Source organism: Emticicia sp. GW821-FHT11C11 (assembly GCF_058808615.1).
Genome location: NZ_JBXARV010000001.1, coordinates 990,821 through 1,002,535, shown reverse-complemented (window position 1 = coordinate 1,002,535; position 11,715 = coordinate 990,821). Strand labels below are relative to the sequence as shown.

8 protein-coding genes and 1 pseudogene are annotated in these 11,715 nt (G+C 41.5%); 4 read left to right on the top strand and 5 right to left on the bottom strand.

Going from position 1 to position 11,715, the window contains the following annotated elements:
- Positions 1 to 23: 23 nt before the first annotated feature.
- Entirely contained in the window at positions 24 to 908 is an 885-nt protein-coding gene (locus tag AC1RRY_RS04210) for an aldose 1-epimerase family protein (RefSeq protein ID WP_492817868.1), read from the bottom strand.
- A 161-nt stretch (positions 909 to 1,069) separates the two neighbouring features.
- On the bottom strand, positions 1,070 to 1,474 hold the full coding sequence (locus AC1RRY_RS04205) for a hypothetical protein (RefSeq protein WP_492817869.1): 405 nt from the start codon (positions 1,472 to 1,474) through the stop codon (positions 1,070 to 1,072).
- Positions 1,475 to 1,796: 322 nt separating this feature from the next.
- On the opposite strand from AC1RRY_RS04205, the gene AC1RRY_RS04200 reads away from it, so the two are divergent.
- Entirely contained in the window at positions 1,797 to 3,101 is a 1,305-nt protein-coding gene (locus tag AC1RRY_RS04200) for a TolC family protein (RefSeq protein WP_492817870.1), read from the top strand.
- A 14-nt stretch (positions 3,102 to 3,115) separates the two neighbouring features.
- Here the strand turns inward: AC1RRY_RS04200 and scpA are convergent, their stop codons facing one another.
- Complete coding sequence (scpA, locus tag AC1RRY_RS04195; RefSeq protein WP_492817871.1) at positions 3,116 to 5,263, bottom strand: methylmalonyl-CoA mutase; 2,148 nt, start codon at positions 5,261 to 5,263, stop codon at positions 3,116 to 3,118.
- 284 nt (positions 5,264 to 5,547) lie between these two features.
- A pseudogene (locus tag AC1RRY_RS04190) lies at positions 5,548 to 5,662 on the bottom strand (helix-turn-helix domain-containing protein); the annotation flags it as partial.
- A gap of 468 nt (positions 5,663 to 6,130) precedes the next feature.
- On the opposite strand from AC1RRY_RS04190, the gene AC1RRY_RS04185 reads away from it, so the two are divergent.
- The 3 genes from AC1RRY_RS04185 (at position 6,131) to AC1RRY_RS04175 (ending at position 11,219) form a co-directional block, all read left to right on the top strand.
- Positions 6,131 to 8,557 (top strand): ABC transporter permease, encoded by a 2,427-nt coding sequence (locus tag AC1RRY_RS04185; protein WP_492817872.1) that lies wholly within the window; start codon positions 6,131 to 6,133, stop codon positions 8,555 to 8,557.
- A 478-nt stretch (positions 8,558 to 9,035) separates the two neighbouring features.
- Complete coding sequence (locus AC1RRY_RS04180; protein ID WP_492817873.1) at positions 9,036 to 9,641, top strand: FMN-dependent NADH-azoreductase; 606 nt, start codon at positions 9,036 to 9,038, stop codon at positions 9,639 to 9,641.
- A 213-nt stretch (positions 9,642 to 9,854) separates the two neighbouring features.
- Positions 9,855 to 11,219 carry an aldehyde dehydrogenase family protein gene (locus tag AC1RRY_RS04175; RefSeq protein ID WP_492817874.1) on the top strand — a complete coding sequence of 455 codons (1,365 nt, stop codon included), beginning with the start codon at positions 9,855 to 9,857 and terminating at the stop codon, positions 11,217 to 11,219.
- Positions 11,220 to 11,261: 42 nt separating this feature from the next.
- Here the strand turns inward: AC1RRY_RS04175 and dtd are convergent, their stop codons facing one another.
- A complete protein-coding gene (gene dtd / locus AC1RRY_RS04170) occupies positions 11,262 to 11,714 on the bottom strand; it encodes a D-aminoacyl-tRNA deacylase (RefSeq protein ID WP_492817875.1) in 453 nt (150 codons plus the stop codon).
- Position 11,715 lies beyond the last annotated feature (1 nt).

The following is an 11,715-nucleotide window of genomic DNA, read 5'->3' as shown; positions in this document are numbered from 1 at the left end:
CGAAGTATAACTATTTAAAATAATCACGCATTCACTAAATGCTTTATTTCCACAATCCATGTTTTATCAAAGCTTTCTTCCGGTTTCAAGGTATTAATGCCCTCTTTCTCTTCAATCTGCTGATTATGATTTACACTATCTGCAATACCACACCAGGGTTCAATACAAACAAAATCTGCATCCTTAGCAGCCCAGACTCCCAGAAACGGAAAACCTTCATAATAGAATCGGAGTTGAACCGGTGTTTTGTCTGATTTTAGTGTAACCCTGTCAGACTTTAAGTGTTTAAACACCAGTGCATCCTGATAAAATAGTTCTTTTGTTAAATGTAAGCGGCCGGAATCATCCGTAACTTTTTCAGGATTTATCTCTATCAGACCACCGTCTGCCAAAGGCCATCGCATGAAGTGTTCTTCTCTGTTGAACTCCAGGTAATAATCATGATACGAAGTACCTTCAGCAAAGGGAACCTTAAAAGCCGGGTGGCCACCTACCGAGAAAAACATGGTTTCTGCACCTAAATTTCTGACCTCATATTTTACCTTTAACTGATTTCTTTCTAATGTATAACACAAGCGAAGCTCAAACTGAAAAGGATATACCTTTAGTGAGGTTTCATCATGTGTCAGTAAAAAAACAACGCTATCCCCGGTCTGGTGTTCAACCTCAAAAACCTGTTCACGCGCAAAGCCATGACGCGGAAGAGAGTACTGCTGTTCTTTATAAATAAAAGTATTGTTCTTTAAAGATCCAACAACAGGAAATAACACCGGTGAGGACTTCCCCCAGAACTCAGGGTCAGCCGACCACATGTGTTCAATTTGTGATGGTTTATGGATTAAACTGACTAACTCAGCCCCTTTAAGGTTTATGGTAGCACTAATGAGCTCGTTCTGAATAGTTATCATACAATTGATACATGAATTATCAGACCACAAGATACATATCTCCGGTAATTCTCTCCCAAAAAAACTCAATATTTAAAATGGGATTCTCAACAAAAACAAAGGGTAAGGTCATTGACCCTACCCTGTCTTTACGAAAAAGCATTATTAATAAAACTCATTTACTAATATTTTCCATAGCGGTCGTTGTATCTGCCACCGGCATAACCACGGCTATAATCATCATATGTTAAACGATCTCTGTCTCTTTTTTCACGTGCAATCCATGTATTCAGAACAGCCAGGTCCTGTGTCAGTTCGCGACGTTCGAATGCATCCAGTCTGCCATCACGTTTAAAACGATTCTCTTTTACCTCAATTCTTTCTGCTTCTTTCAATAATCGTTTTGCTTCGTTTGAAGTAATTCTGCCACTCTCAATTCCCGCGGCAATCTGACGGCGTGCTTCACGTTGGTAACTATCTACCTTGTCATATCCGTTGTCAAAACGACCAGGTCTGTCATGTCCTCTTTGTGCATTAGCAGAGATGGCTCCAGCCACCAACATTGCTACAAACATTAACTTTTTCATAGTAAAATTCTCGGTTATTAATTCTTCTTGTTTTTGTTTATTTGAATCTTAGATATAAAAGACAAGCATCTGGTTTATTGACACAATTGTTAATGATTCGTTAAGAACTATAACCACCTAAAAATGAAGTGATTGTGAAAGAATAGACAGCCTAATGCTTATACAAAGCAGGCCTATAAGAGAATCAGATAAAATGAAGATTAGTGAATAAAACAGAAACTCAGCCGCAAATCCTGTGATTTAATGTGGCTTTTTTTCCGTCTTGCAGAAATAAATAAGTTCTCATTTTAATATGTATTTACTTTTGAGAAAAAATTGATCTATGAAACCGATTATTTTTACGATTATATTTTGTTTCGCCCTCGGAAAAATCAGTGCCCAGAAAATCAGCCTCAGTGAAGCTGTGCAGAAAGGGCTGGAGAACCGCATAGAATTGAAAGCGCAAAACCTGAATGTTCAGATAGCGACTATAGAAAATGAAAAAGTGAAAGCGCGATGGCTTCCGCAGGTAAGCGGCAATGCTGACATACGTTGGAACACGCAACTACAAACTACCATTTTACCTTTTGCCTTGCCAGGATCTAGTGAAACTCAGACCGAAATAAGACTGGGCCGACCATTCAACAACTCTTTCCTGATACAAGCCGAACAAAAAGTGTATGATGCTAATCGTAAAATTGATCAGCAATTGAATAATACGCAGTTAGAGGCACAGAAAAATAATCTTGCCCAGATAAAAGTGAATCTGAAACAGGTTATAACAGAGGCTTATTACAATAGCGTTTTTGCTAAAGAGAGACTCAATTTGTCTGTTCTGGCATTGCAAAGGGCCAATAGTTATCTCGAAGTGGGCAAAGCTCGTTTCGACCAGGGAGCTATTCTGAAAAATGATCTGGATAAACTGGAACTGGATGCCAGCAATGCAAAACTGGCACAAACTAAAAATCAACAGGATTATGACCTGAGCCTGATTGCCTTGCAGTATCAGTTAAACGCAACAGGCAACGTAGAACCGGCAGAAGACTTACCAACCATATTTGGCCATTCGCAAATCGTTGAAGGAGAATCGAACATTGAAAATCGCTCTGAAATAAAAGCAGAACAGCTGAATCTGCAACTCAATGAACTGAATGCCCGAAAACAGCTCGCCAGAAACAAACCTACGGTTTCGGCATACGGCAATTACTCCTATTTTCAATTATCTGAGACACTGAATCCCTTTGAAAAGAATACCTGGTTTCCGGCTAACTACGTAGGCATCAGAGCTAATGTACCGATATTTGACGGACGGCAGGCACGGCTTTCTGCCAATGATTTCAGGACCCGTCAGCAGATAAATACCTTAAATGCCGAACGGTTAAGAAACGATTTCAATTACGAATCTAAAAGTACCTGGAATACCCTGCAACAATCGAAACTGAATCTGGAAGAAGCACAGAAAAACATTGAACTTGCCCGGAGAATTCTGGAAACAGACAAGTTTCGTTTTGAAAAAGGGGTGATTTTATTATCTGACCTTAAAAACACTGAATACACGCTACAAAGTGCTGAAAACCAGTATTTATCAAGTATCTATAATTTTCTGATAGCAAGTGTCAGATATAAGAAGGCGAGCGGGAATTTGTAATAAAGGGAGTAATACTACTCCCCCATCAATTCCTTCAAAATCTTCTGTGCAGCTATTGAGATAACCGTACCCGGGCCAAAAACACCTTTCACGCCGGCATCATATAAAAACTGGTAGTCCTGTGCAGGAATCACTCCTCCGGCAATTACCATGATATCGTCTCTGCCTAGTTTTTTGAGTTCTTCAATTAATTGAGGAATAAGCGTTTTATGACCGGCAGCCAGACTTGATGCCCCAACAATATGCACATCGTTTTCAACGGCTTGCCGTGCTGTTTCTTCCGGTGTCTGAAAAAGCGGGCCTATGTCTACGTCAAATCCCAAGTCGGCAAAGCTGGTGGCTATTACCTTTGCTCCTCTGTCATGCCCATCCTGACCCATTTTGGCAACCATGATTCTGGGTCTTCTACCCTCCAATGCAGCAAACTTATCTGCCATTTCCTTAGCTATCCTGAAATTTTCATCGTCAGAGACCTCAGACTGATACACTCCTGAAATCGAACGGATGGTAGCCTTATGACGCCCGACAATCTTTTCCATAGCATATGATATTTCACCTAAGGTAGCCCTTTTACGAGCGGCTTCAACTGCGAGTGCCAGCAGGTTATCTTCCGGTGCACTGCTTGCATTGACTGTTACCTCAGTAATCTTGTTTAAAATCTTTTCAATCTCTTCATTATTTCGTTCGCTCTTTATTTTCTCGAGCCTTTCTATCTGCTTCCTGCGTACGTTTTGATTGTCTACCTCAAGTAGTTCTATTTCAGTTTCAGCGTTGGTTTTGTATTTATTCACTCCTACAATCACATCCTTACCTGAATCAATACGAGCCTGCTTGCGGGCAGCGGCTTCCTCTATACGCATTTTGGGCAGGCCGGTTTCTATTGCTTTAGTCATGCCGCCCAATTCTTCTACTTCCTCAATTAAAGCCCAGGCTTTTTCCACCAGTTCCTTGGTCAGATACTCCACATAATAAGAGCCGCCCCAAGGATCAACCACTCTGCAAATTTCTGTTTCGTGCTGAATGAACAACTGCGTATTACGGGCAATGCGTGCCGAAAAATCAGTCGGCAAAGCGATGGCTTCATCTAATGAGTTGGTATGCAACGATTGTGTATGCCCCAGAGCAGCAGCCATGGCTTCAATTGCCGTACGGGCTACATTATTGAATGGATCCTGCTCAGTAAGCGACCAACCCGAGGTCTGGCAATGTGTTCGCAAAGCCAATGATTTAGCGTTCTTAGGATTAAACTGTTTCACAATTTTTGCCCAAAGCAAGCGCCCGGCTCTCATTTTGGCTATTTCCATGAAATGATTCATGCCTATGCCCCAGAAAAACGAAAGCCTGGGAGCAAAATCATCTATATCCATACCTGCGGCTATACCGGTTCTGATATACTCCAGTCCATCAGCCAGAGTATAAGCCAATTCCAGATGCGCGGGCGCACCGGCCTCATGAATATGATAGCCTGATATGGATATTGAATTAAACTTAGGCATGAGCCTTGAAGCATAAGAGAAGATATCTCCCACAATTCTCATCGAAAATTCGGGCGGATAAATGTATGTATTACGAACCATGAACTCTTTCAGAATATCGTTCTGAATGGTTCCCGAAAGCTGAGCGGGGTCAACTCCCTGTTCTTCAGCTGCTACGATATAGAATGCCATAATAGGCAATACTGCACCATTCATGGTCATAGACACCGACATTTCATTGAGCGGAATCTGGTCGAAAAGAATTTTCATATCTTCGACCGAATCAATGGCTACTCCTGCCTTACCCACATCACCTACTACCCTGGGGTGGTCAGAATCATAGCCTCTGTGTGTTGCCAGATCAAAAGCGACTGACAACCCTTTTTGCCCGCCAGCCAGGTTTCTGCGATAAAAAGCATTGGATTCTTCAGCTGTTGAGAACCCCGCATACTGACGGATTGTCCAGGGCTGCATTACATACATGGTGCTATAAGGCCCTCTCAGAAAGGGGGGAATACCTGCCGAAAAATGCAGGTGCGCTGCCTGTTGAATATCAGTCGCAGTGAACCGGGGTTTTATTTGTATTCCTTCAGCTGTTTTGAAAACATACCCGCTTTCATTATTCTTCGATTCCGGTAGGGTACTATCTTTTTCAAAAAGCTTTATGCTGGAAAAATCAGGCTTCATAGTTTATCTGCTACGATTAAAAAAATCGTGATACAATTACGAAGTAAATATCTTCTTTTTTAAAAACAAACCAATGGTATTTTTCAATTTGAGTAAAGTAGAAAAAAAAAGTTTGCCCCTAGAAGAGACAAACTTTAATAAAAATAGAAGTAGATTTGTTTCAAAAAGTTTTTCTAAATTACTTAATTAGGTTCCTTAGTTAACAACGCGGTATCGCTCAATTTCACTTAAAGGAACATTATGTGATTGTTTTGGAAGATCTTTCAAACCCTTGATACCCCTTGCTTCCCATGCATCCAACCAGTTGGTAATGGTAGCTCTGCTCACTTCAAAGATATCTGACAAGGTGGTTACATTATAGCCCTTAAAACTCAACAGAATTGCTTTTGCCCGTTCACGCTCTCTGTAATTCCTGCCACGGCGAGAGACCTCTCTCAGATGCTCTACCTGATCGGGAGTTATTTTCCTTACGTAACGCATAAGCAAAATGTTTTAACTGTTAATTTCAAATGATAGCTTTTTTCCAAAATAAGCCTGCCATACTTATCTCTAATCTCTCTCACAACCCGGCGCCTCATTAGGTTTAGTGGACTCTCTAAAACCTAAGACGTTTAAAAAATCTGGAACGCTGTGGAATCGATGAAATTTATTTTGGGCTTTTAAATCATTAAGATTTGCTCGTCAATACTGATTAAAGCTTCGTTTTCAATGAGTGCAGTAAGTATTAACCCGGTCAAAGTCATATTTATTAGAGTTCGTCCCATTTTTATCATAGTTCACACCATTTTTTCATTGTGGTCAAATTGACTTACTATTTTTACTGATGGCTCTATGGACAAAAAATGTTAACCTTTTATCAACCAGATTATGATCGGAAGCTACATCAAAACATCGAAGCGTAATTTACTGCGCAACAAAATGTTCTCATTCATCAATATAGCCGGCCTTGCCATTAGTATGTCCGTCGGATTATTACTGATTGCGTTCGTGCTCGATATGCGCTCGTATGACAGGTTCCACAAAAATGGTGAGAGGATTTATCGTATCACCAGTGTACTGACTGAAAACCGTAAACAAAGCGGCAAGTTTGCCACCACATCAATAAAGACCGGGAAACTCATCCGGCAAAAATTACCTGCCATAGAAGAAGTGACTATTATGCGCACCGACTTTTCGGAAGATGCAAAGGTGGGCAACAATATTTTCCCTATTAAAGGTTTTTGGGCGGATCCGTCTGTATTCAAAATTTTCACCTTTCCGATGCTGGAAGGCAACCCCGAAACAGCGCTGAAAAATCCCTATTCTATTGTTCTTACACAGACCACCGCCAGAAAACTCTTCGGCAGTGAAGATGTGCTGGGTAAGGTAATCAGTTTTGATACATACAACTACCAGGTGACCGGTGTAATGAAAGACATACCCTTCTTTTCGCACATCAACTTCGAAGCCCTGGTATCGCTGTCTACAGCCGAGCAACTCCATAAAAACGACAACAACTTCGAAAAATGGACAAGCATGTCGTCTAACTATGTGTATCTCCGGCTACCTGAAAACGCCGATATGACTTCAATTCAGTCGCAACTTGACGCTATTGCGAAGGAGGAAAACCTTGCTGAAGAAAACACTAAAATCCGACTTGAGCTTCTTCCTCTATATAAGATTGTGGTAGGCGAGAATCTCCGTGCGTCTGAGGGCGGGCCGGGTTCTGTGGGTCCGCACATGCATCCGATGGTTCTTTGGATACTTGGCGGACTTGCTCTCGTTGTAATATTATCGGCGTGTTTCAACTATACCAATCTTTCAATAGCACGTGCCATGCGCCGCTTTAAAGAAGTAGGTATCCGGAAAGCTATCGGTGCTCAAAAGAACCAGGTATGGGAACAGTTTCTGGTAGAATCAATCATGATCTCTCTGGCAGCACTTTTTCTTTCGTTTTTCCTCTTTCTGATACTGCGGCCACAACTGATAAACCTTGCGCCGGAGATGCAGCGCACGGTAAAGCTTGGGCTCACACTGCCTATGGTGGTGGCCTTCATCATCTTTTCGATTACCGTAGGTGTGATTGCCGGCTTTATGCCTGCCCTATTCTTTTCGAAGGTCAGCGCCATCAATGCGCTCAGAAATGCGGCCTCAGTAAAAGGGTTTAAACACTTAACATTCCGACGCACACTGGTGGTGATTCAATATACGCTCACGCTGATTTTTATAACAACAACTGCCGTGGGCTATGTGCAATACAAAAATATATTGGCATTCGATCTGGGGTTCAACACAGAAAACATCCTGAATATAGACATGCAGGGTAATAAACCCGAGGCACTTCTCAAGGAACTGAGCGAGATGCCGGAAGTAAGCGCTTTGTCCAGGTCTCTGATAATCACCAGTGTGGGTAATGCCTGGGGAGGTTTTATGAAATACAAAGATTCGCGCGATTCGGTGCTGGTCATGACTAACAACGTCGACGAAAACTACCTGCCTCTGCACGATTATAAACTCATTGCCGGAGGAAATTTTATGGCACGACCTACTACCCGCGAAGCCGTAAGAGAAGTGATTGTTAACGAGAAGTTCTTAAAACGATTTAACATTGGCCAGCATGACCCCCGGAAAGCAATCGGGGAGGAAATCACATTTAGCAGTTTCAATGTACATAGTCGTAAAATGACCATTGTTGGCGTAATAAAAGACTTTCACTATGGCAAGGTCGAGAACCTCATTGAACCTGTAGCCTTCATGTTCTGGACACCCGGAGACAGGGCTGTCATCAATGCCAAAATACAAAGTACTGATATGCCCGCAACCATGGCCAGAATTGAGTCTGCATGGAAAAAAATTGATCGTGTTCATCGGTTTGAGGCTAAATTCTATGACGAAGAAATAGAAGATGCTTACAGTGAATTTTCTATCATGATCAAGATTATTAGCTTCCTTTCAATTCTGGCCATTTCTATTTCGTCAATGGGATTATTTGGAATGGTCGCGTTCACTACCGAAACCAGATTGAAAGAGATCGGCATCCGTAAAGTGATGGGTGCAAGCTCCGGCAGTCTCATCTACTTATTGAGCCGTGGCTTTCTTGTATTGCTGTCAATATCGGCACTCATCGCTTTGCCCATAACTTACCTTTTCTTCGAAAAATTTATACTTACCAATTTTCCGTATCACACACCTGTGCAGGTCGCCGAGTTGCTGGCCGGCTTGCTGGCTGTGCTACTGATTGCATTCATTATGATTGGATCGCAGACAATGAAAGCGGCCAGGAGTAATCCGGTGAAAGTTTTGAAGAATGAATAAAGATGAAAAGCTCTATCAACCGGTACCGAAGCCAATCGGTACCGGTTTCTTACTCTTATGGCAGCAATTTCTATAAACGACCGATAGAAAATTGTATTTTTCAGAGACTCGCTACATTCATTCATCATCTGTTCCATCCTCTCAATGTCTGATTAGAGTCACTCACTCTTTTTATCTCTCATTCTTTCGAATTGGTTGAGTCCACTCTTACTGTGCCAGTGTGTCCACTCAGCAATGCCATTATCAATTGAAATTTCCATTCTCTACCAGCAAAACATAATGCATCTCTCGTTGCAGTCAGGTTCTGCTGCATTACAATCCAGAAAATGCTACTTTTTACCAATAACTCTTCTGTTTTTCAGAGGCAGTAACCAAAATATTACCACTAACCTTTAGTTTACTACTAACTTTTTATTAGCAAATATACATAAGTTTGTGGCGTCAAAAATTTAGTAGTAATCATTAAAAAACAAGAATCGTGAAAAAAGTATTGCACATTATATCAAGCCCGCAAGGTGAAGCATCTGTTAGTAAAAAACTCGGAAATACCATCATTGAAAAGATTAAAGACAAGTATACTGATATCAGTGTGACTGAACGAAATCTGACAACAACCGTTTTTCCGCATTTAGACCAACTACAAATCGGTTCGTGGTTTACACCTGCCGAAAACCATTCATCCGAACAGGAAAAGGCTATTAAAATTTCAAACGAAGCGATTGCAGAAATGCAGGAAGCAGACATTTATGTGATTGGCGCCCCGTTCTATAATTTTGCTATCCCTTCTACCCTAAAAGCGTATTTAGACCACATTGCAAGACCAGGGATTACCTTCCGATACAACGAAAATGGACAACCAGAAGGCTTGTTGAAAAACAAAAAGGCATATATTGCCACTTCCTCAAGCGGCGTTTATTCTGAAGGTGCGTTTCAATCGTTTGATTTTGTGAGCCCGTACCTGAAATTCTTACTCGGATTTCTGGGCATTACAGATGTTGCCTTTGTGCGGGTTGAAGGCCTAAGAATAGATGGCTTTAAAGAAACCGCTTTCGAAAGAGGTGTTGAAAGTATTGCAATTGACTGATTGTGATAAAGTGCGCTTTCCTGTTCGTTGGCTATAAGTTTAGCGTAAGCTATATAATTTAAGTTTCTAAAGGTTAAAAGCATAATAAGGTCTTAAGATACCTTATTATGCTTATCTCTTAGTAGTCTGAATACTATCTTTTTCTGTATTATTTTGTAGATTTGCTTCAACAATTAATCATTACAGAAAAAGATATTTATTTGTCATATAGACATGCAGATTGTAAATCCAGCCACCGAAGAAATCATTACCACGCTCGCTGAAGACTCTCCCGTAAGTCTTCAGAATAAACTAAAGACACTTCAAAAAGGGCAAAAAGCCTGGGCCAAGGTTCCGCTCAAAAAACGCATCGGAATCATTGCGCACTTTTCTGACTTACTGGCCGAAAACATAGAAGAATTAGCGGCCACCCTGACGTCTGAAATGGGCAAGCCATTACAGCAGGCCCGCAATGAGGTAAACGGCGCCAGAGCCAGAATTAAATACTTCATAGAGAACTCACAAAAGTATCTGAAAGAAGAAACCGTAACTCGCCAGGAAGGACTCACAGAACGGATCTCTTACGAACCTCTGGGCGTTATCTGCAATATTTCTGCCTGGAACTACCCTTTTCTGGTGGGAGTCAACGTTTTTATTCCGGCGTTGATTGGAGGTAATTCCGTTTTCTATAAGCCATCAGAATTCTCAACGCTTACAGGTTTAAATATTGAAAAATACCTGAAAAAAGCAGGCGTGCCGGAAGATGTATTTCAGGTAGCAATTGGCGCAAAAGAAGTAGGCGAACAATTGCTGGAAATGCCTCTGGATGGTTATTTCTTTACAGGTTCTTACCGTACAGGTTTGTATATCTACGAAAAAGTAGCCAATAAGATGGTACCATGCCAGCTTGAATTAGGAGGCAAAGATCCGCTGTATGTAGCTGATGATGTGGCTGATATTCAATCGGTAGCTGCAGGGACGGCCGATGGTGCATTTTATAACAATGGCCAGAGTTGCTGTGCAGTAGAAAGAATATATGTGCACGAAAAAGTGTATGACCAATATGTAGATGCGTTTGTGAAAGAAGTAAAGGCTTATAAAATCGGTCAGCCTGATGCTGATGGTGTTTATATCGGGGCTTTAAGCAGACAATCACAATTAGGCTTTTTGGAAAATCAGGTGCAGGATGCTGTGAAAAAAGGCGCCACTCTTTTAACAGGCGGAAAAAGCATTGCCGGACAGGGCTATTTCTTTGCTCCCACTGTGCTGGCCGATGTAAACCACAAAATGAGTGTAATGAAAGATGAATCTTTTGGGCCGATCATTGGTATCATGAAAGTGAAAGATGATAAAGAAGCTACCAAACTAATGCAGGATACAGAATATGGCCTGACAGCCGCAGTTTATACTACTGATAAAAAACGAGCGGAAAAAATATTGAAGCAGATCAATGCCGGAACAAGCTACTGGAATTGTTGCGACCGTGTTTCAGCACCGTTGCCCTGGAGCGGACGTAAAAACTCTGGTTTTGGCGCTACGCTATCACATGCAGGTATCAGGGCATTTGTAAAACCTAAAGCGTGGCATTTGAGAGGTTAATGTAATATAGAGGGTATCTGTTTTGTCAGGTACCCTTTCTTATCAAATTCTATTCTTCGAATCAATTATTATTGTTACCGGGCCATCGTTTAGCAGAGCCACTTTCATGTCTGCGCCAAACTCTCCGGTTTCAATAGGTTTTCCTAATTCCTGTGACAGTTGAGCAATCATTTTTTCGTACAAAGGGATAGCTACTTCAGGTCTTGCGGCTTCAATGAAAGAAGGTCTGTTGCCTTTTTTGGTACTGGCATGTAAGGTAAATTGGCTGATTAACAGGATATCTCCGCCAATAGCAGATAAATCCAGATTCATTTTACCCTCGGCATCACCAAATACCCGTAATCCGATAATTTTCTTCGACAGCCAGTCAATATCCTCTTGTGTATCCGCATGTGTGATACCCAGTAATACCAGAAAACCCAATCCGATTTGTCCTTTTACTGAATTATTGATGGTTACCGAAGCCTGTGTTACCCGTTGAATGACTGCAATCATA

Excerpts from the sequence above, each read along its gene's own strand:
- AC1RRY_RS04200 (WP_492817870.1), top strand. The coding sequence starts at position 1,797 with ATGAAACCGATTATTTTTACGATTATATTTTGTTTCGCCCTCGGAAAA.
- dtd (WP_492817875.1), bottom strand. The coding sequence starts at position 11,714 with ATGATTGCAGTCATTCAACGGGTAACACAGGCTTCGGTAACCATCAAT.
- scpA (WP_492817871.1), bottom strand. The coding sequence starts at position 5,263 with ATGAAGCCTGATTTTTCCAGCATAAAGCTTTTTGAAAAAGATAGTACC.
- AC1RRY_RS04205 (WP_492817869.1), bottom strand. The coding sequence starts at position 1,474 with ATGAAAAAGTTAATGTTTGTAGCAATGTTGGTGGCTGGAGCCATCTCT.
- AC1RRY_RS04210 (WP_492817868.1), bottom strand. The coding sequence starts at position 908 with ATGATAACTATTCAGAACGAGCTCATTAGTGCTACCATAAACCTTAAA.
- AC1RRY_RS04175 (WP_492817874.1), top strand. The coding sequence starts at position 9,855 with ATGCAGATTGTAAATCCAGCCACCGAAGAAATCATTACCACGCTCGCT.
- AC1RRY_RS04185 (WP_492817872.1), top strand. The coding sequence starts at position 6,131 with ATGATCGGAAGCTACATCAAAACATCGAAGCGTAATTTACTGCGCAAC.